The organism is Mariniplasma anaerobium (assembly GCF_016865445.1).
Taxonomy (GTDB): Bacteria; Bacillota_I; Bacilli_A; order Acholeplasmatales; family Acholeplasmataceae; genus Mariniplasma; species Mariniplasma anaerobium.
This window is the reverse complement of the sequence record NZ_AP024412.1, coordinates 1,560,440-1,584,286: the sequence shown is the minus strand read 5'-3', so window position 1 is coordinate 1,584,286 and position 23,847 is coordinate 1,560,440. Positions and strand designations below refer to the sequence as shown.

Sequence of the window (23,847 nt, the reverse complement as noted above, 5' to 3'; positions counted from 1 at the left end):
AAATGAGTTTTGAATATAGTTCATATTGGATTCAATTAGTGGGTAATGCCTTAGTTTTCGCATTATTTGGAGTGATTGTATTATCGTGGGGTATTATTGTTCATATGTTTCCAAATAGATTTACATTAAAAAAGTCAAAAATAACCCCCTTTAGACGAAATAGAAAACTTCATTTATATTGGTCTATAATTAGTTTTTTATTACTTTGCATGATTTCAATAAGACATATGAATATGGATTTACTTTTTGAAAAAGAATCAGATTCTAGAAATGTAAATGGAGTTATCACAAATATAGAACCGGCAAATTCTGATTTTAAGTTATATAAAGACGGTAGTAGAGTTTTCCCAGATTATATAACTATCAATAATATTAGCTATTATATAATGGATATTGGAGAATTTGAAGTTGGAGACCAAGTCAATATCACATATTTACCAAAATCAAAGATTATTCTATCCATTTATGAAACCAATGATGAAACATAATTAAATTCACATAACCCATCCAATAAGATGTGTACAATTTTTATGATGATTATGGCAATCTAACTACGCAATCATATTATAATTTTGCTCAAGGTAACAATACATTACCTACACCATTACAAACTGAAGTATATGATTATGATTCTACTTGGAAAGATAAGATCAGTAGCATGGTATACACAGATGCTGTTGACTCATCTTTGAGTTATACTTTAACTTTTACATATGACAATTCTGGTAATGTTATTGAAATAGATAATACCAGAGGTACATCTTATGACAAGTCATTCACATGGGAAGGACGCAGTTTAATATCACAAACAATTGGATCTATGACTTCAACATATACATACAATCAAGATGGAATCAGAGATTCAAAAACTGTAGGTTCAGTTACAACAACTTATTATTTGAATGGATCATTAGTATTATATGAAACAGATGGAACTAATGAAATCTATTATACATATGATGTAGATGGCTCTTTAATCTCTATGAGATATAATGGATCTGAATATTTTTATATGTTTGATGCGCTTGGAAATGTGTCTTATCTCATTGATTCTGATGGTTATACTGGGGTATATTATAGATATGATGCATACGGTAATATCACTGTTCAAACATCTTCAGCTTTAGCAAATGCAAATCCTTATCGTTATAGAGGATATCGTTATGATCAAGAAAGCGGATTATACTATTTGCGATCAAGATATTACAATCCTGAAACAGGAAGATTTATCAATGCAGATGGTATGTTGAAAGCAAGTAATTCTGTATTAGGACATAATATGTTTACATATACAGAGAATAATCCTGTGATGAATGTAGATCCTAGTGGATATTGTTATTTATATACTGATGATGATGGAAACACATCAGAAAGTTTGTATGGGTGTGCAACTGGTGGTGGAGTAGGAACTCCATTTGGTGGAGGAGGAACACTAGGTGGAGGAGGATCTAGGTTTACTGGTTCCCTACCAGTTAATGATATTTCTCAAACTGGAATAAATTCTGGAATGGGGAATATGATTAGTATTTATGGACCAACTAATAATTGGATGACAGGAACATATATTAATGGGAATATGATGGATTCAGGTTTAAGTCATACAATTTATGGAGATAGTAGAGGTGGAGGACATTTATACCCTGGGGTAAATGGGAAAACATCATTTCCAAAAAATTGGGATCATATGGAAATTCAAAAAGCTATTAATTCAGTTGTTGCTTCTCCAAAATCTGAGCGTATAGTACAAGGACCAAGAATTGTTTATAATGGTTATTATGATAATGTATATATGAGAGTTGTAATGGGGAAAAATGGAAGATTAATTACTGCTTATCCAATTTCTACAAGGTATGAGATGAATTGATTTTGGAGGAAATTATGAGAAAAGAAAAAATGGAAGAATTAGTTATAAGAATGAATATAAATTTATCAATAAGACTTAATGATAAAAAGAGTTTATATAATAATGAAGAAATAGAATTATATAATGAACCCTGCATGGCACTTCATAGAGCAATATATGAGTTCACTAGACATGAATTAAAAATTAACGAGTTTGAATCAAAAATATTGGAGAATTTGATGCAATGGTGTAATCTCTTTTTAAGTGATTATTGCGATGCATATCAAATAATTGATTTGATAGATAATACCCTTTCTAATTGGTTGTTTGTTGATAAATATTTGAAATGAGTGTTCAGCTCAGTTTTAATAAATGCTTTATATTTGAAGAGTATATCATAGGAAAAATGAAGATTATAATGAAACAGTGATTCATTTGTGTATTTACTGGTGCAGTATCAAGTCTTGTTGGTGTTGGTCATTCTTTTACTCCAGATATGAATAATAGTTTTGATATATATATGATGAAAACGCTCCTCGAGGAAGCTTTATTACGATTTCAAATCCTGGGCTTAGTGTATCTGTAACATACTATTCTTGGAATGACCAAAGCGTTATAGAATGGGGTGATTGAAATGAGTTTTGAATATAGTGAATATTATAATGGATTTGTAGGAAGACCATTATTAGTAGTTGGAATAGCAGTAATTGTATTACTAGTCAGCTTGATTTTATTTGTTTTGTATGATCAAATCACAAGTATCTATTACATAATATCTTAAAAAATAGACCTGTGAATTATTTTGATGTTGATAATTACATGAGAAAACTTAGGGAAAGCCTTGGCATGAATAAATTGCATGCCCACATGTTTAGACATTCACTGGCTACTTTGTGGTTAAGATCTGGTGCGGATATAGTTTCAGTTATGGAAGTTATGGGACATAAAAACATGGAGACTACACAAAGATATCAACATACAGAAAAAAGGCATATAAAAAACATGTACGAAAAATATGAATTAGATTAAATCTGCAGTGATTCTATCATGTCCAATGAATCTTGAAAATTATGCGAATACAAAGAAGACATTTTTCTTATTACATTTTTATCGAAAGTTATGAATAATGACTTATTTGAAGCAATGTTATTTAAGTAACCATTGATGATTTCCATATCTATTAAGTCGTTTATATATAATTTTTGAGAATTGATGAAAATATCTTTGAGAAATTCCAAGGAATACTTTTCAACCAATTCTGATTTATTAAAAGTATATCCACCCATAGTAATGAATTTATTAGAATAGATATCAAATATTTCACTTATGCTTTTATCAATGTTAAACGATTTAAGCAAATTTACATCATTGAAATTTAAATTATTATCGACAAGTAATGAATCGAAATCTAGTGATTTTATATTAGAAAGCAAACTCTTTCTTAATCTGAAAAAAGAAATTTTCCCATCTGAAGAAGAATTAATAATTGAAATATATGGATTAGCAAAAGTCACCAAATGATTTGATAAATTTACCAATATTAACCTAAAAATGGAAACTGTTTCTTTTTCAGAAATAGAACCATTTTTTTTATATAAACTTAATAACCTTTTTTGAATTAGCCTGTCTAATTTTTGAATAAGTTGATACGTATGCACTTCAAGTGATTTCTCATATTCATCGACTCTATAGTGATTAGAATTGTAATCTGGAAAGTATAGAAACATTTGAGGTATTATACTGCATGCGAGTGTAATCACATAGGCAAATTCATAAGATATATATTTTATGGTATATTTTGTGAGTTTTGGCATCACTATAGAATAATGATCAACAGATAAAAGCATGTCAATCTCTTTATAAGTTATTTTCCCTTTTAAAAAGGCGGGACAAGCTATTAAAATATGACTAGATAAGCCATTTAGCTTATCTATAATTTCTACTTTATCTGTGTTGTTTATATTATTTAGTAGTTCAAATATACTCAGTATATTTAAAGAGATAGCACTTGTATGAGTTAGTTTTTTAAGTTTGGCAATCTTTACTTTTTTATTGGTAGATAATCCCAGTATATAATATAGAGCATTAGTATCTAGATAGAATATTTTCTTTTGGTTCTTTTCAATCATGTTCTAATCTTTCAATTACTACAGCATGAACACCTTTAAACCCAAACAAATCATTAGGTGAACATTCTAGTGTGTCACAAAGTTTCAAAATTTGTTTTGCATTTGGAAAAGACTTGCCGATTTCCCATTTCCAGTAATAAGCCTGAGTTATACCTAGGCGTTGAGCAAGTTCTCGCTGGCTAAGATTTTTAGTCTCCCTGAATTCTTTTAATCTTAGTGCTTTCATAACAACATCTCCTTTTTTAAAATAGTTGTTGACATTTTGACAACTATTTGTTATTATTTATTTAAAGATAACCATTTGTTGTCAAGGTAAATAAAATAAAATCCTAGTTTTTTAAACGTTTTGGGTGTTTAAACTAGGATGCTTGCTTAAATTGGCAGGGATAACAGGATTTGAACCCGTACTAACGGTTTTGGAGACCGCTGTGCTACCATTGACACCATATCCCTAACAGCATGTATAAGTATAGCATAATCAAGGATTAAAATGCAATTGTTAAAACAAAGAAAAAGACGAAAATTATTTTCCGTCTTTTGTATCTGTATCTATATCCTTGAATATAACTTCAGGATTTTTAACTGTAATTTCTTTATCTGCTAATCTCTTTTTGTATTGAAGATGACCCATCAGCATCTTATGGAAGAATAAGAAGTAAGTTATCACGATGATTAGTAAAATATAAATAACCATGATTCTCCAAATCGCTCCATTATAAGGTGTTAAATCATCTTGCTCAGTTACTAAATTGAAAGTAGCTATATTATCAGTACTTAAACCATCTGATCCAAAATCATCATTAATTTGATATAAATCAGGATCAATATTAAATGTGCTATCTTTTAAATAAGCTGCATCTCTATATTCAACTTTAGATCCAACAAATAAAGGGATTTCATTAAAAAGATATTCATTATCATCATTAGCTGCACCATTTGAATATTCTAAAGTAATATTTTCAATAGTTGCATATTCAGGGCTTGCATTGTCATCATCATTAGGGATTAATAAATAATTTTCTGCATCAAATAAAAATAGAGCAGGTACATTATAAATACTAAAAGGTATGAGTGGATCATAATAAACACTACCCATATTTGAATACTCATCTTCAACTAACAAAGTATTATGACTCAAATTGACGGTTATCTTTAAAACTGGATCTACAATAAGCTCGCCATCTTCCATAATTGCTAAATTATTAATTACAAACATTAGTCCATCATATGAAACATCTCCGTATGTAATGCCAATGGCATAAGACGATAGTGTAAATTGATAATCTCCAGTATCACTTACATATTGATAAAGCATAGGTGATTCTCTATAATAATCTATAGTTAATAATGTATTGAGTCCTATAAGTAAGGTTTCATCATCATTAATATTATCTCTAATTTCTGCATCATAATATTCTTGTAATTTAGCAGTATATGCATATCTATAAATAATTACAGATATAAATACAATCGCAAGGACGTATATCGAGCGTCCAATCCATTTCATCATAAAATCACACCTTTCCTAAACTATAATACAGTATATCGTAAAAATAGGCAACCAAATCAAAAAAATTACACAATTTTACTTTACAAATCTAAAATATATTGTATAATAGTAGTTGCGCAATAGACATGGCGGTTGTGGTGAAGTGGTTAACACATCGGATTGTGGTTCCGAGACGCGAGGGTTCGATTCCCTTCAGCCGCCCCACTTTTTTACAGGCCCATAGCCAAGGGGTAAGGCAAGGGACTTTGACTCCCTCATCGTTGGTTCAAATCCAGCTGGGCCTACCATTTAAAAGATATAAAAGAAATGAGAAATCATTTCTTTTTTCTTTTTATATTATTAAAAAAGTAAAATGATCAATAAAACCTTATTATGAATTAGGAGGTTAGAGATTATGAAAAAAACAATGATTTTTTTGATGTTATTCTTATTAAGTATTACAATGTTTAAGTCTAGTAGTTATGCAAATTACGAAAATTTACCAGTGGGGAGAAATTATTTTGATTTGAGTATGATGTTTAGAAGTATTGGTGTAGATGACGCATATCAAACACAAGAGGCTTTTAAAGTTAAAACAAATACCACGTATACATTTGTGATGAGTGAAGCATTTTTAAAGTATCTTTATGAAGATATTGAAACTAAAGTTATGGAAATAACAAACATACCTGGATATGAAGTCCGTGAGTATTCATACATAAAAGATGTGAGTAACCATAGAGTATATGTTGAATTTTATAATACTGCGGAGTATTTAAATATAGATATTATACATATGCCAACAAATTATATATCACCTAATTATGAAATTGTTTTATACGAAGGGGAGTATCAAGATTTTTTTGGATTTGAACCGTATTTGTCTTTAGATGATCAAATTGAACATTATGGACGCTTACTTATTAATTATGATCAACTGTTAACAACAGAAACGATATCCTCATATATTAATGCGACAAATTATAATGATGAATCAATTAGTTTGAATATTACAGGCGATACATATTCAACTAGTGATAAATTACCGGGTATTTACGAAATGATCTATGAAGCTAATTATAATCAAATAAAAAAAGCATTCTTTTTAACCATTGAAGTTCAAGACTTAACAGCACCTATAATAACTATTGATGAGCCTATAGAAGTATCACTAGTTGACAAGGTTGATCTAAATACTATAAAGTCTTATATAAGTGTAAGCGATAATGTTGATGATCTGGACTATCAAGATTTAATCATTACGCAAGATAGCTATAGTGCTGCAGATGAGATAGGTACATATCAAATGACTGTTGAAGCTTCAGATTCAAGTGGCAATTTAACAACACATACATTTGATATAGATCTTATAGATGTAGTTGGTCCTGTAATTAAAGGAACCGATGAAATATATTTGTATGTCACAGACGATACACTTACACATGCAGAAATTTTAAGTTATTATAATATAACTGATGATATTGCACTAAACGAGAGTAGTATTGGTATTACAAGTGATCAATATTTACAACAAACTACCCCAGGTGTATATCAAATTACTATATCAGCTACCGATAATGCTTCAAATACAACCATAAAGGATGTATATATCCATGTTATTGATAATAGAGGACCACAATTTAATATCAATGAAGCGTATATCATTACAGTAACACCTGAAGAGATAAAAAGTGAATCTGATATTATAAGCTGGCTTTCATTAAAATTAAAAGATGAAGGTATTGTGGCTAAAAATTTATCAATAGACCATAATGAATACTCTCTAAGATCATCTACAAAAGGTCAGTATTATGTATATCTAAATTATGAAGTAGAAGATGAAGTTTATCAAACTAGAATCTTAATGGATGTTGTGGATGAAAACGGCTTTGAATTTAAGACAATTTATTTATTATCATTAATTCCTATAGCTGCAATAGGGGCTTTGATTATATATAGAAAGAAAAAATAAAAATATCTATAAAGTTTAAAAAAAGAATTGACACTTTTATAAAAAAAGGGTATAATTCTTTTTGCGCGGGTATGGCGGAATTGGCAGACGCACTAGACTTAGGATCTAGCGCCTTACGGCGTGCAGGTTCAACTCCTGTTACCCGCACCAACTATTAAAAAGAAGCGACTTTGTCGTTTTTTTATTTAATAGGAAAATCTAAGTTGTCAATTTATTTATGTTAACTCCAGTTCAGTTTTTAAAAGTTCTCATATCTTTTTATTTGTACTACTTTAGCCACAAAAATGGTATAATGGAGACATGAATAGGAGGTGAAAAACATGAGATATAAAGCTATAAAAACAAGACTAAAGTTAGATAAAGATCAAAAAACATTTTTACTTTTATTGATGCGGGCATCAAAGAATTTATATAATGAAGCATTGTATAATGTTAGACAACATTTTTTTAATACTAAAACATATTTAACATATGAAGATAATTATCATTTGCTAAAATCAAGCGATAACTATCGAACACTTAGCACCTCACAAGCACAAGCAGTTATCAAAAAAGTAGATGAAGCAATGAAAGCTTTTTTTGGTTCTATAAATTCGAACAATAAAATGAAAGTAAGATTACCTAGATATCTTGATAAGTTTGGATATTACTCTATAATAGATAGAATGGTTTATAAACCAGATAACGAATATTATAAATTACCTCGCGGTAATTTTATAAAACGTGTATCAAAGTATTTTATATTACCAAAAAAAGATAATTATCTTTATAGTTCATTAAACATATTAGATGAATTAAATATATTAATAGAAACACCAAAATGTATAATAAATAAACAAATAAAAGAAATCACCATTAAACAAAGATTTGATGGCAAATACATTGAGGTTATTCATACATATATAGAAGAAGATGTTTTATGTGGAATTAATCTAAAAACAGAAACAATGGGAATTGATTTAGGATTTAATAATTTAGTAACTTGTGCAGTTACGAATGAAAATCATTTATTAATTGATGGCAAAAAATTAAAATCATTAAACCAGTGGTATCATAAAAGAATGAGTCATTTATCAAGTACAAGACCAAATCAAAATGTGTTAACAAATCAAATGATTAGACTTATTGATAAAAGAAACCATCAAATGACATATGGAATTAATAAAGCAGCAAGACTCATAATTAATCATGCATTAGTTAATAGTGTTGGTGAAATTATTATAGGGTACAATGAAGACTTTAAAGACATAGTACTAAGCAAACAATATAATCAAATGGCAAAGTCAATCCCTTTAGCTAAACTTAGAGATAGAATTGTTTATTTAGCAAAAGAATATGGAATTAATTCAAAAGTTATAAATGAATCTTACACCTCAAAAGCATCCTATTTAGATAATGATATAATTCCTGAATTAGATTACAAAAAACATAGTTTTAGTGGTAAAAGAATTAAACGAGGATTATATCTATCAAAAGAAGGTAAAAAAATAAACGCAGATTTAAATGCAGCGCTTAATATTTTAAGAAAAGGTAACCCCAAAACTAAAAAGTTAGGGTATAGTGGTGTGAACACGCCGAAACGTACATATCTATTTGGGTGAGTATGTTTAAATGGTTGATTTATCAACCTTTGTTCTTTGGAAGGTTAATGTTTATAATCTTTTTAATATGAAATAAATATATGTGAAATTCTGAAAAACCCTTAAAAAATAACATAAAATGAGTTATAATATCTAATGGTAAGCTCGTTTTATTTAAATGGAGGAATATGATGCTAAAAGTAGGAACAAAAGTTCAAGATTTTAGTTTGCTCGATGCAGAAAATAAATTACACACTTTAAGTGATTATAGAGGCAAAAAGGTAGTTATCTATTTTTATCCCAAAGATCTTACATCAGGATGTACAACACAAGCTTGTGCATTTAGGGATACATATGATGAGTTTAAGAAAAACAATATCGTTGTCATTGGTATTTCAAAAGATAGTGTAAAAAGCCATAAAAAGTTTGTAGAAACTTATGACTTACCATTTATCTTATTAAGTGATGAAGATATAAAAGTTTGTTCATATTTTGGTGTATATGTTGAAAAAAGCATGTATGGCAGAAAATATATGGGCGTTAATCGCTCAACATTCATCTTAGATGAAGAAGGTATTATTACTCACGTTTTTGAAAAGGCATCTCCAAAAGAGAATGCAGCTGAAATATTAAAAGTATTAATTTAGATATTTAAATCAGGAGGAAGTATTTATGGTAGCTAAAAAAGTTATTAAATCAATGGATGGTAACGAAGCAGCAGCTTATTGCTCATACGCTTTTACCGAAGTAGCTGGGATTTACTCAATTACACCATCCTCACCAATGGCACAATATGTTGACCTTTGGGCTTCAAATGGTAAGAAGAATTTATTCGGAATGCCAGTGAAGATTATCGAAATGCAAAGTGAGGCAGGTGCTGCCGGTACAGTGCATGGGTCATTACAGATGGGTGTATTGACTACAACATATACCGCTTCACAAGGTTTATTATTAAAGATACCAAACATGTATAAGATTGCTGGTCAAATGTTACCAGGTGTTATTCATGTTGCTGCAAGATCACTTGCAGCACAAGCATTGTCAATCTTTGGTGATCATCAAGATGTTATGGCTGCTAGACAAACTGGGTTTGCCTTCTTAGCATCTACATCAGTTCAATCATCTATGGATTTAGCAGGTATTGCACATTTAGCAGCAATTAAGTCAAGTATTCCATTCGTTCATTTCTTTGATGGATTTAGAACATCTCATGAAGTTCAATCAATTGAAGTTTTAGATTATGAAGTATTTGATCGTCTATTAGATAGAGACATGGTTGCTAAATTTAGATCTCACGGATTAAATCCTGAGAGACCTGTTACAAGAGGTAGTGCTCAAAGTGACGATGTTTATTTCCAAACTAAAGTACTACAAGGTACACATTATGAAGTTGTACCTGATATCGTTAATGATTATATGCAAGAAATCTCTAAAGTTACTGGTAGAGATTATGCACCATTCACTTATTATGGTGATAAAGATGCAACAGATGTTGTTATCGCAATGGGTTCTGTTTGTGAACTTGCTCAACAATCAATTGATTATCTTATAAGTAAAGGTAAAAAAGTTGGTTTATTAACAGTTCATTTATATCGTCCATTTAGTGCTAAATATTTCTTAGACAAAATGCCTAAGACTGTTAAGAGAATAACAGTTCTAGATAGAACAATGGAACCTGGCGCAACTGGTAATCCATTATACTTAGATGTTAAATCAGTTTATTACGGAACTAAAGAACAACCTCAAATCTTAGGTGGAATCTATGGTCTATCTTCTAAAGATACTACACCTGCAATGATCGTTTCTGTATTTGAAAATATGGTAGGCGAACAAAAAGACCAATTTACTGTAGGTATTAATGATGATGTAACACATACTTCATTAACAATAGATACTTCACTAGATTTAGCTGATGCTAATACAACAGAATTATTATTCTTTGGATTAGGTTCTGATGGTACAGTTGGTGCATCTAAAAATATTACGAAAATCATTGGTGACAATACTAGTTTTTACTCACAAGCTTATGCGGCTTATGATTCTAAAAAAGCTGGTGGTGTAACACGTATGCATTTAAGATTTTCTGATAAACCAATTCGTTCTACATATTTAGTAAACTATCCTAACTTTGTATCATGTTCTACAGATACATATCTTACAAAATATGATATGTTAAAAGGACTTAAAACAGGTGGAACATTCTTACTTAATACACAAACACCAAAAGAAGAAATTGAAGCTCATCTTCCAAATAATGTGAAACGTCAATTAGCAATTAAAAAAGCTAAGTTCTATATTATTAATGCTGTTGATTTAGCTTATGAAATTGGACTTGGTAGAAGAATTAATACAATTATGCAATCTGCATTCTTTAAATTAAATGATCATTTATTAAATGCTGAAAAAGCAAATAAATTAATGAAATCTTATGCTAAAAAAGCTTATGGCCGTAAAGGTGATGCAGTTGTTAAATTAAATGAACAAGCAATTGATGCTGGTTATATCAATTTAGTAGAAATAAATGTAAATCCAGAATGGGCAACATTAAAAGATTCAGTAGAAGTAATTGATGATAATCGTCCAGACTTTGTTAAAAAAATTGCAGACGTTGTTAACGCAATCGAAGGTGATTCACTTCCAGTATCAGCATTCCTAGGATATGAAGATGCACACATGGAAAATGGATCAACTGCATATGAAAAACGTGGTATTGCAAATTATGTACCAGAATGGAAGAGCGAGAATTGTATTCAATGTAATCAATGTGTATTCGCTTGTCCACATGGTGTTATTAGATCATTCTTATCTAACGAGCAAGAAGTTGCAGATGCACCTGAAGGCGCTAAATTCTTAGATGCTAGAGGTAAAGATTTTGCTGGATACAAATTCTCTATTCAAGTTTCAACACTTGATTGTACAGAATGTGGTGTCTGTGTTCAAGTATGTCCTTCTAAAGAAAAATCACTTGTTATGGTTCCAATTGGAGATCAACTTGCTCATGGTTCTCAAGAAACAGCAGATTATTTCTTCAATGAAGTAACATACAAAGATATGGGAGATAACAATCCTAAGAATATGAGTTTCAGACAACCATTGTTTGAATTCTCTGGAGCATGTGCTGGTTGTGGTGAAACACCATACATTAAAGCATTAACTCAACTTTATGGAGATCATTTAGTAATCGCAAACGCAACAGGATGTTCATCAATTTATGGTGGTTCATTCCCTGCTACACCTTATACTACAAATGCTAAAGGTTTTGGTCCAGCATGGGCTAACTCATTATTTGAAGATAATGCAGAATTTGGTTTTGGTATGAGAATCGCTTATGAAACAATAAGAGATAGAATTCAAACATTATTATTTGACCATTTAGAAGAAATGCCTGAATCACTTCAAGCATTATCAAAAGAATGGATTGAAAATAGAGCAAGTTCAGAAATAACTAGAAGATTAAAAGTTGATATCGTCAAAGAATTAGAAAAAATCGACAAAACATATGCTAAAGACTTACTTGATGTAAAAGATTACTTTTCTAAAGTTTCACAATGGATTATTGGTGGAGATGGTTGGGCTTATGATATTGGTTATGGTGGTATCGACCATGTTATGGCAAACAACGAAGATGTCAATATTCTAGTATTAGATACTGAAGTATACTCTAACACAGGCGGACAGTCATCTAAATCAGCACCTAGAGGCTCTATTGCGAAGTTCACAGCTTCTGGTAAGAACACTAGGAAAAAAGACTTAGCAGCAATCGCTATGAGTTATGGTCATGTTTTTGTAGCACAAGTTTCTGCTGGTGCTTCACAAGCTCAAGTTGTGAAAGCATTTAAAGAAGCTGAAAGCTATAATGGACCATCAATTGTTATTGCTTACTCACCATGTATCGAACATGGTATCAAAGGTGGATTAACAAATTCACATCTACAATCTAAATTAGCAACTGAATGTGGCTATTGGCCAACATTTAGATTTGATCCAAGATTAGAAGTTGAAGGTAAAAATCCATTCCAAGTAGATAGTAAAAATCCAGTTTGGGATAAATATCATGATTATTTATTAAATGAAGCTAGATACTCACAATTAGCTCAAATTAATCCTGATCATGCAGCTCAACTACTTGATCAAAATATGAAAGACGCTAAGAAACGTTGGAAGATGTATCAACGATACCTAGCAATGGATTATTCACTAGAAGAACAAGAATAATTAATATATATGTTAAACTGTATGATACATTTGATGTGTCATACAGTTTTTTTTCATACAATTGCTTTGACTTTTAAGAAAAATAGATTAAAATAGTATAAAAGAAATAGGAAAGGACATTTTATATGAAAAACGCATTAATGAAAAAAATTTCATTTGCTTTGCTTTTGTTTACTATAGGCTTCACTGTAGTAGCTTGCGGAACAGATGATCCAGTGGATCCGGTAGATCCGGTAGATCCAGTAACTTATACTGTTACATTTAATACAAATGGGGGTAGCGCAGTTCCAGCTTTAACTGTCGAAGAAGACCAAAATGCCACTAGCCCTACTAATCCAACTAAAGAGGGTTTTATTTTTAGCTATTGGTATACAACAGATGATTCAGTAGAATTTTTGTTTACAACTGCAATCACTGCTGATTTAACTTTAAATGCTAAATGGGAAGAAGAAGTTCCAGTAGGCCCAACCGATGAAGAATTGATTGCAGCTGATATTGCTGCTTTAGAAGCTGACTTTTATTTAAATGATTATCAATTAGATCTTCCACTTAGAGGTAGAGTGAACGGAAGTAGAATTGCTTGGAAAAGTGATTCAACTAATGTCTCAGATGCAGGTATTATTTTGCCACTTGCAGCTGATTTAACTCCTGAAACACAAACTATAAAAGGTACATTCACTTTAAATGCTGCAAGAGTAGAATATATATTTGATGTTGATGTTCCAGTTTATGAAGAAGTAGTCATTACGAATCAAAGATCAGTACCTTTTGAAAACTTAACAACTGAATATACAGTTGAAGATGGTAATATCGATCTTTATTTTGAAGCAGATGGATATGTGCCATATGTTAGTGTTATTGACTTTTTAGGATTACTTGATGGATTTGTTGATTCAGAAGTTGAATTTACATTTACTCAAGATGTTGATACATTAGAAATTTTTTATCAATATTATGATGAAGATGAAGATCAAACATATGACTTAATTGTTACTCTAGATACTGTTGAAAATACAATTACTACAAATGACCCTGCATTTTACTGGGCATATGTTTATTCAACAGAAACAAATTATGGTCGCCATATTGAGTATGATAATGACAATCCTGATGCATATTATGATGAAGGTGAAGAAGTTGTTTATGATTTGGATTTATATAATTTAGACATGGCAATCTATAATGATGACATTTTACTTCCTTATTATATAGTGAATCAATTATTTGCAGGTTCTAGTTATTATAATGTTTACTACAATAATGATGGACTATTTGGCATCTATTCACTTCCAAGTGCATCATCAGCTGAATATAGAACAATGAAAGCTAGTTCAGTGAACAATACAGATTTCCCAGCAGATTTATTAGTTCATAATTTCAATATTTTGGCATTTAATATGGATTATTTCTATGGATTAAAAGAAATCATGGAAGTTGAAACATATTATGGATTACTTATGGAAAATCTTGATGGACTTTTAAATGATGATCCAGAAGAATTTGACAATGCGTTATCTACAATGATTTATAAGAAGATTGATGAATTACATACAAGTTATGGATATCCTTCATATTTTAATAAGACAACATGGGAAGGACCTCAATTAACATCTGTTGGACAATTTGGACCTAGAGGTCAAAATTGGTATCAAGGAGATGGAACTGGTTATTTTGATGTAGTAGATGAAATTGATGCTAAATGGGGTTCAGTTACTAATCGTCCATTCTATTGGTTCTTAGATACTGCAAAAACTTCTGTAGTTGTAACTCTTGATGGATTTGACACAGCAGATATCGAAGAAAGTGCAACATTTGATCAAGCAATTGCAGCAGATGTCTTTGGTGTAGATGATATTACAACTGTTTTACCAGATATTATGAGCGGTAATAAATTCTTTTATTATAATACAAGTGATGAAACAAACGATATGATGGAAATCATTGTAAAAGGTTCTAATATAGCTTACGTTGATACATTCAAACAAGCTTTAGTAACTTTAGGGTATACATTTGAATATGATGAAGCTAATATAGTATCGTCTAAAGATAATGGATATTATGCACTTACTATTGTAGATGCAGTTAATGGTGATAGAAATTATATGGTACAAGTTGACTTTGATGAGGATTATGACTTATTTTATGTAAGTATCGTAAATATGCTACCTACTAGTTTTGATAGACCATGGCCTCTAATTGTTGATGTTGAAGGTATGGTTAATTCAGATAGCGCTGTATATTTAGAAATGTTAATGGATAAAATATTAGCAGAATCACCAACTTTAGAAAATGTAACCATTGACCTTACTTATAATACAGGTGGTAATGTGGGTGCATTATATAGAGTCGTTGGGTTTATTACAGACCAACCATTTAGAGTAAGTTCTAAAGATGGAGATACAGGTGGAGCTTCAAGTGGTTATGTGGTTATCAATGGAACACCTACATATCCAAATTTAAATTGGTCACTTTTAACTTCAAAAGTTACTTTCTCTGCAGCTAACTCATTAGCTACAATCTTTATGGAAAATGAACTAGGACCTATCTTAGGTGTTCAATCTGGTGGTGGTGCATCATCAATTACACCAATATTACTTCCTACAGGTACTGCATTTACAATGAGTTCAAATAACATCAGTGCATATAGAACTGGATCAGGAACAACTGAAGATCCTTACGTGTTTGTTTCAAATGAATTTGGGATAGCACCTGATTATGTACTTGATATGTCAGATCTTTATGATGCAGATGTAATTTTAGGTATTTTAAACGATTAGATTAGATTTTATATAGAAAACACCCTTATAATCAAGAAATATTCTATTTTAAGGGGGCTAGAAAACGTTTTCAAGTAGTTTTTCAACTTGATATTGTATATTTAAATATTTTTTGGTATAATGAAACATAATCAATTTTGATAAGAAAAGGAGAGAAAAAAAATGAAATTTCCGAAAAAATTGCTTGTTGTATTTATGTTATTGCTTACAAGTTTAACAGTAGTGGCTTGTAAAGAAGACCCTGTAGTAGTTGATGCTAATCCATCAATCGCTGGAACAGGTGCTGTAGCAATCGTACTATTTGATGAATTTGACCCACTTGCTGGCGTCACTGCTACAGATGAAGAAGATGGTGACTTAACATCAGACATCGTTGTTAAAACTAATAACGTTGATAACACTGTTGTTGGTAACTATTCAGTTGTTTACGAAGTAGAAGACAGTGCTGGTAATGTAGTAACTGCTACTAAGAGCGTAACTGTTAGTGATCGTGCTTTAGAAGATTATCCACTTGCACAATATTTAAGCGGTGTTGATCTTTCTAAACTTAAAGCAGAAGATAAAGACATTATCTTTAATGCTGCAGAACGTTACTTATTAGAAAATGTATATGCAGGTGTTCCTCTATATACAAGTGCAGCTAGAGTTATTTATGCTGACAGAGTACAATTATTCAGTGAAACTTACAATGGTGTTATGGGATTCGGTACTAAATTCTCACAATTTACTGAAGATGATTCTAACGTATTAATGTATGGATCTACTTATGGTAATGCTGGTGAATATACTTGGAGATCTGCTTATAGCACTGACCCAACCTCATTAAACCCTTGGAATGCTGATGATTCAGCTACTTCAGATTTTGCTGATTTATTTAAAGGTGGTTTATATCAATTCTTCTTTGATTCAACTAAAGAAAGTTTTGAAATCCTTCCTGAATTAGCTGATGCTTTACCAGTACCTACAGGTGGTACAGTAATTAATGGTAAAACTTATGCTAAAACTTGGACAATTTCAGTAAGAGACGATCTTACATGGAAATTCCATCCAGATACTGACACATCAATGTTACCTGCTGGTTTTGAAGACCTAGATGCAAGTGACTATATGTGGACTTGGAAGTATGCATTAGACAACGATTGGTTCAGAGCTAGAACTGGTGGTGGCGACTTTGTATCTCAAGGTATTAAGAATGCTGCTGAATATCTAGAAGGTTCTGTTAGTTGGGAAGATGTTGGTCTTAAATTAATTGATGATTATACAATCCAACTAGAATATACTACTGAAAAAGCAGCATTTGACGTATTATACGGCTTTGCTGGTGCAGTTTTAACTCCAATCAACCAAGAATTATTTGAAGAACTTGGAGATCCAAACACTGGTGGTACTTATGGTGAAGGCCCTGCTGACGTTGCATCAAGTGGTATTTATTACTTTGATGTATGGACTCCAGGACAATTATTAACATTCAAGAAAAACGAATTATTCCCAGATGCAGATATGTATAACTATACAGGTCAACAATTTACTTATATTGATGACTCAAACCAAGTATTTGCTGAATTTATCGCTGGTAGATTAGAAAGTGCTTCAGTTCCTGCTGCAGAACTTGATAACTATGCAAGTGATCCTAGAATTAAAATTTCTCCAGATCCTACAACTTGGAGATTACAAATCAATTCATTCGGTACAGAAGCTAATAGAGATTTCTATATTGAAAACACTCCTGGTAATGCACTAGATGAAACATTTGTACCAGAACCAATCTTAATGTACAAATCTATGAGACAAGCATTAATGTATGGTTTTGATAGATATGAAGCTGCTATTAACGTTGTAGGTACTTACTTACCAGCGTTTACACTATTTACTACAACATACTTCCTTGATGGTGACTCAGGACTAGGCGTTAGATCTGGTGCTGCAGGTGCTGCTCTTGTTGAAGACTTTGGTGGTAGTTCTTATGGTTACTTCCCAGACGTTGCTTTAGATTTATTTAAACAAGCTGTTGCAGAAGGTATTGCTGATGGATATTACACAGCAGGTACTGCAAGTAACTATACTGAAATCGAATTAATCTTAACTTGGGCTTCAAGTGGTAACACTAATGCTCAAGCTATGGTAGCGAATTTAGTTGAACAATATGAAGATTTATTAGTTGATGATGTTAACTTTGTTAAAGTAGTATTCCAAGTTGATGACGTTGCATTCCCAAATAACTATTATGATTACATGATGGTTGGCGCTACTGACTTAGGTATTGGTGGTATTAGTGGTTCATTATTAGATGCTCCAAGTTTCTTGGATGTATACTCTGATGACAACCGTGGTGGATTTACTCTTAACTGGGGTATTGATACTACAACTGCATTAATTCCTGTTGCTTATAATAACTTAGATGGCGAATTAGTATACGAAAGATGGGGCTACAATGCTTTAATCTCAGCTCTAGTTGGAAACGTATATGTTAAAGATGGTCTTGAACAAGATGCTTGGGATAATGCAGAAGATCTAATTGATGCTTATCTTGACATGGGCGGCGAAGTTACAGATACTGTATCAGACGGTGCTACACTTGCTGAATACATATTAGGTGATACACTTGCTAATGTTGCTACAGACGAAGGATTTGATAGTTTAGTTGCTCATATCGCTGTTACTGAAAGCGGTAAGAACTTCTTATTTGTTATCTCAGTTGAAAACAATGCTTATAAACTTTATTCACAACTAGGTTTATCAACAGATGCTGAAGATGCAATTCAACAATTTATCTTTACTAACTATGGTAACTATAACTTAACTGTTTCTGTAGGACCTCTTACAGATGCTGAAATCGCTGCTGATGCTTATATCGGCGTAGATCAAGGTTATACTACACTTGCTGAAATCGCTACTGATGTTGCTGCACCACTTGCTTATACAGAAGTATATGCTACTACATGGGCTGAAGGTTGGTCAGATGGTGTTGTAGTTCTACACATTGGTGATTACTATATTGGTTGGGCTTGGTTATAAAATCATACTCAATTTAGACTCAAATTAATTAGTAAAAATTAATAAAATAATTAAATAGAGGTAATAGGGGAGCCATATATATTAGTTTATAGTGTGGCCCCCCTTATTACGCTTTATCTATCTAGTTCATGTGCTATTATATTTATTACATAAATATGGTGTAATAGCACATGAATTATGATATAATAAATAAAAAAGTAAGGGAAGAGATCAAATGACAAAATATATTATTCAAAGAGTTATTTGGATATTCATTATTCTTTTCACAACATTAACAATTACATTCATGTTGTTGAAATTGGCTCCTGAATATCCACCAACTAAAAATGAAGAAAAAGACACATGGCTTGAAAAACAAGTCTCTGACGGTTACTATGTTTCAGAGTACTATGATAAAAATGATCCAGAAGAAGTAGCGATTTTCAATGAAATTCGTACTACAAATCCCGGCATAAATGAGACGGTTTTTGTCGTTGAACCAGTAAGAGATAGTAATGTTTTGAAAGTTTTCTATAGAGTGCCTATTCCAGAGCAATACATAAGATGGTTAGACAATATTATTACCGATTGGGATTGGGGAACGTCAACGAAAGTTAGAGTGAACTACCCAGCGTTTAAGATTATTGCTGAAAGAATGCCAATCACATTCTATTTAAACATAGCAACATTGTTATTCTATCTGCCATTTGGATTTGCATTTGGTATTATAGCTGCACTTAAAAAAGATACTATAGTCGATAACATCATGCAAATTGTTATTATGGTATTTTTATCCGTACCTAGTTTGGTATTTATATTATTACTGATCGTGATTTTCAGTTATAAGATGGATGGATTCTTACCTTCCAGATTCCCGCTTGTTGCACTTCAATCATTTTGGGAAATTGCTCAAGGTTTTGTCATTCCAGTTATAGCTGCAGGATTACCTTCTATTGCAGGGTTAACAAGATTGTTACGTGCTGAGTTATCAGAAGTATTAACATCTGAATTTGTTTTACTTGCGAAAACTAAAGGATTGAGTCATACTCAAGCCGTTTTAAGACATGCAATTAGAAATTCACTAGTTCCAATGGTTCCAATCATTATAAGCTCGTTTGCAGCCTTATTAGGTGGTTCGTTCATTTTGGAAAAAGTTTATGGTATTCCTGGTGTTGGTCGTGTTACCTTACAAGCCCTTGCTACAGGTAACTATGATTATAATGTAATTATGGCTTCAAGTGCATTTTATGGTGTAATTGGTCTAGTTACTGTTCTTATCGTCGACTTAACATATGGTATTATTGATCCACAAATTAGAATGGGGGCTAAAAAATAATGAAAAAAGAATATACTAAAGATTATTTTCAATTAGTCCAAGAAGATGAGAGATTATTAGATAAAGAACTTAAGACAAAGCAATTGACATATTTTCAAGATGCAATGTTACGATTTACTAAAAATAAGTATAATGTAATCGCAACAATTATTCTTGTCATCTTTATTTTGATGTCAATATTTGTTCCGATTTTGACACCAGATCGTTTTTATGATCAAACCAATTCAGAATTAAAGACATTACCACCTAGAGTTCCTTTATTAGAAAAATTAGGTATTTTTGATGGTAAACAAGAGTATTTAAATCAAACAATTGACTACGATACAATTGATCCAATTACAGGTCTAGGGTATCCTACCGATAGATTCCAATTAGAATATATATTCTTAGATACTCTAACTAACAATACATTAGTTGGTACTGTAAAAAGTGCAGCATACATAGGTGGGACTGATGAATTGTATGTAGCTTATGATAAACTATCCTTTGGATTTGTTTTAGCTAATACAGTTTTCGATGAAGAAACTGAAGAAGAAAGTACAGTAGGATTCGTTTTAGCTAACGGATCAACAATTGAAGTGGACTTAAATGATATACAAACAACAGGTGTTTTAGAAGTTTATTTATCACCTACAGATATAGCGAGTGATTATACATCTTATGCTGATCTTACTTTACTTGGTACTATAGATCAAAGTGGAGTAACTTCAATTAATCCAATGGATACACTTGGTGGAACAACAACTGGATACTTAGTGTTCAGACATGTACTCCCAGAATTAAGTGAAAGTGGAGATGAGTTTGTTTCATTTAACTCTGTCACAATTAAATATAATGGTGAAGTTACTGCTGAATTTAGTGGTTATTCTTTAGTTGTCATGGATGTATTTACAATAGATACTGATTTTGAAAATGGTAGATTTGATAGAAAAAATGCCGTTGTAACTAGAGCATCATTTACTTATGACTCTTATGCAGCTTTATTAAGAGATAGAGAACGCACAATGGGTGAAGTAGAATATTTAAGAATTTTAGCAGATAATCCTGGTATGGCTGAAACTATAGTTTATGGTGATCAACCTAACACGTGGACATTTGGTGAAGGTTATCCTATAACTGAAGTCGTTGGTAAAGAAGTTAAATTGGTTCCAGGTACTGGTTTAATCAATACAAATTATTTCACAATGATTGATGGTCAATATGCTTTAGAATTTGATAATGAACCATACTTTATATTTGGTACTGATGTATTTGGAAAAGATTTATTTACATTAATCTGGCTAGGGTTAAGAACTTCATTGTTATTAGGATTCTTAGCAGCGGCAGTTAATATTGTACTTGGTGTTATATGGGGTGCTACAAGTGCCTATTATGGTGGTCAAGTCGATATTTTGATGGAAAGATTCTTGGATATTTGGGGAAGTTTCCCGCAGATTACGATGATTGGTATTATTACAGTTCTGATTGGGCCGGGCTTCATAGCTCTGTTCATATTCATGGTCTACGATGGCTGGATAGGCGCAGCCAAAGTCACCAGATTCCAGTTTTATCGATATAAAGGTCGAGAGTACGTCTTAGCCGCTAGAACGCTTGGAGCGTCGGATGGACGTATCATCTTTAAGCATATACTTCCAAATGCCTTAGGAACTATTGTAACAAGAGTTGTATTAAGTATTCCTTCAGTTATCTTCCTTGAAGTTAACTTATCTTATTTAGGATTTGGTATTGGGAACGGTCAAAGACTTGAAATAGGTCCAATCAAATTAACTGGTACATCGATTGGGGTTATTCTAAAAGATGGACAAGAACAAATCTTATCAGGTAATACTTGGTTGATTATTTACCCAACATTAATTGTTGCGATCTTAATGATTACATTTAATATGTTCGGTAACGCTCTTCGTGATGCATTAAATCCACAGTTGAGAGGTAGCGAATAATGAGTAAAGAAAAAATATTAGAGGTTAAAGATTTAACCATATCTTTTAAAACGCCTAACGGATTAGTTAGAGCAGTTAGAACAATTTCATTTGATTTATATAAAGGCGAAACCTTAGCTATAGTTGGAGAATCAGGTTCAGGTAAATCTGTTACCAATAGAGCTATTATGGGTATTTTAGCTAACAATGGTAACATTGATAAAGGTGAAATTTTATATAGCAATCAAGATTTAGCGAAACTATCTGAAGAAAATTTTCATAAAATTAGAGGTAGTAAAGTTGGTATGATCTTCCAAGATCCATCATCAAGTTTAAACCCTACAATGAGAATTGGTAAACAGATTACTGAAGCTATGCTTGTTGGTGGAGATCGCTTCAAAAATCGCTTTAGAGATTTATATCATAATGAATTTCATGATTACTTGAATTTAGAAACTAGAATTAAACTACTTAAAAAAGATAGAGATATAAGAATCTTTGAAATTAATAAAGATGATAGTATTCCTAAAGCAGATAAGAAAGTTAAAATTCAAGCACTTAAAAAATCTACACATGAAACTATTTCTAAGTTAAAAAAAGATCTTCCTGGATTAAAAACAAAATACTTAGAATCTAAAAAAGCTGCTAAAATACAAATTAAAAAAGAAATTAAAGAAGTGAAAGCAGAAGAAAAAGTAGAATATGCTAAATTAAAAGCTGATGTAGAGGCAAGTAAAAAATCTTTAGATAGCATTGAAAAAAACAGTCCATCGTATGAAGATAGTAAAAAAGCATATGATGAAACAAAAGAAGCATTAAAGAATAATAAAGAAGTTTATAGACGTCGTTTTCATGTAACCAAAAAAGAAGCATATGAACGCGCTATTACAATTATGAATGAAGTAGGTATTCCAGAACCAGAAAAACGTTTTACTCAGTATCCTTTCCAATTTTCAGGTGGGATGAGACAACGTGTTGTTATTGCGATTGCATTAACTGCAGGTCCTGAATTACTTATTTGTGATGAACCTACTACAGCATTAGATGTTACCATTCAACAACAAATTCTTGATTTGATTAAAAAAATCAAAAAAGAACGTGGTTTATCCGTTATATTTATTACCCATGACTTAGGTGTTGTAGCTAATATGGCTGATAGAGTTGCTGTAATGTATGCAGGTAAAATTGTAGAATATGGAAGTTCATCTGATATTTTCTATGATCCAAAGCATCCATATACATGGGCACTATTAGCGAGTGTACCAGACTTAGATACTAAAGAAAAACTCTTATCTATTCCTGGAACACCTCCAGATATGTTATATCCTCCAAAAGGTGATGCATTTGCAGAAAGAAATCAGTTCGCATTAAAGATTGACTTTGAAGAAGAACCTCCTTTCTTTAAAGTAAGCGACTCACATTATGCTGCAACATGGTTGTTGCATGAAAATGCACCTGATATTAAAAAGCCGAAAATTATTACAGATAGAATTACTAAATACAAGGCAGATGCAAAAAGACGTGCTGCTCAATCTAAGACAAAAAATGTTAAGAGTGCAGGTGATGTAAATTGAGTGAAAAAAGAGAAGAAAT

Annotated in this window: 17 protein-coding genes and 4 tRNA genes; 17 read left to right on the top strand and 4 right to left on the bottom strand. The window is 31.5% G+C overall.

Annotation, left to right across the window (positions count from 1 at the left end):
* The first annotated feature begins 2 nt into the window (after positions 1-2).
* The 5 genes from MPAN_RS07610 (at position 3) to MPAN_RS07590 (ending at position 2,872) form a co-directional block, all read left to right on the top strand.
* Positions 3-488, top strand: a complete 486-nt coding sequence (locus tag MPAN_RS07610; RefSeq protein ID WP_176239247.1) for a hypothetical protein — start codon at positions 3-5, stop codon at positions 486-488.
* A gap of 29 nt (positions 489-517) precedes the next feature.
* Positions 518-1,864 carry an RHS repeat-associated core domain-containing protein gene (locus MPAN_RS07605; protein ID WP_176239246.1) on the top strand — a complete coding sequence of 449 codons (1,347 nt, stop codon included), beginning with the start codon at positions 518-520 and terminating at the stop codon, positions 1,862-1,864.
* Between the two features lie 14 nt (positions 1,865-1,878).
* Positions 1,879-2,193 (top strand): hypothetical protein, encoded by a 315-nt coding sequence (locus tag MPAN_RS07600; protein WP_176239245.1) that lies wholly within the window; start codon positions 1,879-1,881, stop codon positions 2,191-2,193.
* Positions 2,194-2,477: 284 nt separating this feature from the next.
* Positions 2,478-2,624 carry a hypothetical protein gene (locus MPAN_RS07595; protein ID WP_176239244.1) on the top strand — a complete coding sequence of 49 codons (147 nt, stop codon included), beginning with the start codon at positions 2,478-2,480 and terminating at the stop codon, positions 2,622-2,624.
* 11 nt (positions 2,625-2,635) lie between these two features.
* On the top strand, positions 2,636-2,872 hold the full coding sequence (locus tag MPAN_RS07590) for a tyrosine-type recombinase/integrase (RefSeq protein WP_176239243.1): 237 nt from the start codon (positions 2,636-2,638) through the stop codon (positions 2,870-2,872).
* On the opposite strand, the gene MPAN_RS07585 is transcribed toward MPAN_RS07590, so the two are convergent.
* The 4 genes from MPAN_RS07585 to MPAN_RS07570 all read right to left on the bottom strand — a co-directional run bounded on the left by MPAN_RS07585 (position 2,869) and on the right by MPAN_RS07570 (position 5,482).
* The gene (locus MPAN_RS07585; protein WP_176239242.1) at positions 2,869-3,972 is read right to left on the bottom strand and encodes a hypothetical protein; all 1,104 of its coding nucleotides are present in this window, start codon (positions 3,970-3,972) and stop codon (positions 2,869-2,871) included. The two genes, MPAN_RS07590 and MPAN_RS07585, sit on opposite strands and share 4 nt — an antisense overlap.
* Positions 3,965-4,198 (bottom strand): helix-turn-helix domain-containing protein, encoded by a 234-nt coding sequence (locus MPAN_RS07580; protein WP_176239241.1) that lies wholly within the window; start codon positions 4,196-4,198, stop codon positions 3,965-3,967. The genes MPAN_RS07585 and MPAN_RS07580 overlap by 8 nt, the downstream gene beginning before the upstream one ends.
* A 152-nt stretch (positions 4,199-4,350) precedes the next feature.
* Positions 4,351-4,425 (bottom strand) — tRNA-Trp (locus tag MPAN_RS07575).
* A 70-nt stretch (positions 4,426-4,495) separates the two neighbouring features.
* On the bottom strand, positions 4,496-5,482 hold the full coding sequence (locus tag MPAN_RS07570) for a hypothetical protein (RefSeq protein ID WP_176239240.1): 987 nt from the start codon (positions 5,480-5,482) through the stop codon (positions 4,496-4,498).
* Between the two features lie 128 nt (positions 5,483-5,610).
* Here MPAN_RS07570 and MPAN_RS07565 point away from each other — a divergent pair.
* From MPAN_RS07565 to MPAN_RS07510, 12 genes are all read left to right on the top strand, one after another.
* Positions 5,611-5,686, top strand: a tRNA-His gene (locus tag MPAN_RS07565).
* Between the two features lie 9 nt (positions 5,687-5,695).
* Positions 5,696-5,769: transfer RNA gene (locus MPAN_RS07560), tRNA-Gln, on the top strand.
* 107 nt (positions 5,770-5,876) lie between these two features.
* A complete protein-coding gene (locus tag MPAN_RS07555; RefSeq protein WP_176239239.1) occupies positions 5,877-7,433 on the top strand; it encodes a hypothetical protein in 1,557 nt (518 codons plus the stop codon).
* A gap of 65 nt (positions 7,434-7,498) precedes the next feature.
* Positions 7,499-7,583, top strand: a tRNA-Leu gene (locus MPAN_RS07550).
* 170 nt (positions 7,584-7,753) lie between these two features.
* Positions 7,754-9,034, top strand: coding sequence for an RNA-guided endonuclease InsQ/TnpB family protein (locus MPAN_RS07545; RefSeq protein ID WP_176239238.1), 1,281 nt, complete (start codon positions 7,754-7,756; stop codon positions 9,032-9,034).
* A 170-nt stretch (positions 9,035-9,204) separates the two neighbouring features.
* Positions 9,205-9,660 (top strand): thioredoxin-dependent thiol peroxidase, encoded by a 456-nt coding sequence (bcp, locus tag MPAN_RS07540; RefSeq protein ID WP_176239237.1) that lies wholly within the window; start codon positions 9,205-9,207, stop codon positions 9,658-9,660.
* A 25-nt stretch (positions 9,661-9,685) separates the two neighbouring features.
* A complete protein-coding gene (gene nifJ / locus MPAN_RS07535) occupies positions 9,686-13,228 on the top strand; it encodes a pyruvate:ferredoxin (flavodoxin) oxidoreductase (protein ID WP_231756766.1) in 3,543 nt (1,180 codons plus the stop codon).
* Between the two features lie 125 nt (positions 13,229-13,353).
* Positions 13,354-16,005 carry an InlB B-repeat-containing protein gene (locus MPAN_RS07530; RefSeq protein ID WP_176239235.1) on the top strand — a complete coding sequence of 884 codons (2,652 nt, stop codon included), beginning with the start codon at positions 13,354-13,356 and terminating at the stop codon, positions 16,003-16,005.
* 162 nt (positions 16,006-16,167) lie between these two features.
* A complete protein-coding gene (locus MPAN_RS07525; RefSeq protein ID WP_176239234.1) occupies positions 16,168-19,020 on the top strand; it encodes an ABC transporter substrate-binding protein in 2,853 nt (950 codons plus the stop codon).
* Positions 19,021-19,234: 214 nt separating this feature from the next.
* Positions 19,235-20,335: an ABC transporter permease gene (locus MPAN_RS07520; protein ID WP_176239233.1), complete on the top strand. Its 1,101-nt coding sequence runs from the start codon at positions 19,235-19,237 to the stop codon at positions 20,333-20,335.
* On the top strand, positions 20,335-22,275 hold the full coding sequence (locus MPAN_RS07515; RefSeq protein ID WP_176239232.1) for an ABC transporter permease: 1,941 nt from the start codon (positions 20,335-20,337) through the stop codon (positions 22,273-22,275). The genes MPAN_RS07520 and MPAN_RS07515 overlap by 1 nt, the downstream gene beginning before the upstream one ends.
* Positions 22,275-23,828 (top strand): oligopeptide/dipeptide ABC transporter ATP-binding protein, encoded by a 1,554-nt coding sequence (locus MPAN_RS07510; RefSeq protein WP_176239231.1) that lies wholly within the window; start codon positions 22,275-22,277, stop codon positions 23,826-23,828. Before MPAN_RS07515 ends, MPAN_RS07510 begins: the two co-directional genes overlap by 1 nt.
* Positions 23,829-23,847: the final 19 nt, after the last annotated feature.

Coding starts and splice junctions, on each gene's coding strand:
- MPAN_RS07610 (WP_176239247.1), top strand. CDS start 3: ATGAGTTTTGAATATAGTTCATATTGGATTCAATTAGTGGGTAATGCC.
- MPAN_RS07600 (WP_176239245.1), top strand. CDS start 1,879: ATGAGAAAAGAAAAAATGGAAGAATTAGTTATAAGAATGAATATAAAT.
- MPAN_RS07595 (WP_176239244.1), top strand. CDS start 2,478: ATGAGTTTTGAATATAGTGAATATTATAATGGATTTGTAGGAAGACCA.
- MPAN_RS07585 (WP_176239242.1), bottom strand. CDS start 3,972: ATGATTGAAAAGAACCAAAAGAAAATATTCTATCTAGATACTAATGCT.
- MPAN_RS07580 (WP_176239241.1), bottom strand. CDS start 4,198: ATGAAAGCACTAAGATTAAAAGAATTCAGGGAGACTAAAAATCTTAGC.
- MPAN_RS07570 (WP_176239240.1), bottom strand. CDS start 5,482: ATGATGAAATGGATTGGACGCTCGATATACGTCCTTGCGATTGTATTT.
- MPAN_RS07555 (WP_176239239.1), top strand. CDS start 5,877: ATGAAAAAAACAATGATTTTTTTGATGTTATTCTTATTAAGTATTACA.
- MPAN_RS07545 (WP_176239238.1), top strand. CDS start 7,754: ATGAGATATAAAGCTATAAAAACAAGACTAAAGTTAGATAAAGATCAA.
- bcp (WP_176239237.1), top strand. CDS start 9,205: ATGCTAAAAGTAGGAACAAAAGTTCAAGATTTTAGTTTGCTCGATGCA.
- nifJ (WP_231756766.1), top strand. CDS start 9,686: ATGGTAGCTAAAAAAGTTATTAAATCAATGGATGGTAACGAAGCAGCA.
- MPAN_RS07530 (WP_176239235.1), top strand. CDS start 13,354: ATGAAAAACGCATTAATGAAAAAAATTTCATTTGCTTTGCTTTTGTTT.
- MPAN_RS07525 (WP_176239234.1), top strand. CDS start 16,168: ATGAAATTTCCGAAAAAATTGCTTGTTGTATTTATGTTATTGCTTACA.
- MPAN_RS07520 (WP_176239233.1), top strand. CDS start 19,235: ATGACAAAATATATTATTCAAAGAGTTATTTGGATATTCATTATTCTT.
- MPAN_RS07515 (WP_176239232.1), top strand. CDS start 20,335: ATGAAAAAAGAATATACTAAAGATTATTTTCAATTAGTCCAAGAAGAT.
- MPAN_RS07510 (WP_176239231.1), top strand. CDS start 22,275: ATGAGTAAAGAAAAAATATTAGAGGTTAAAGATTTAACCATATCTTTT.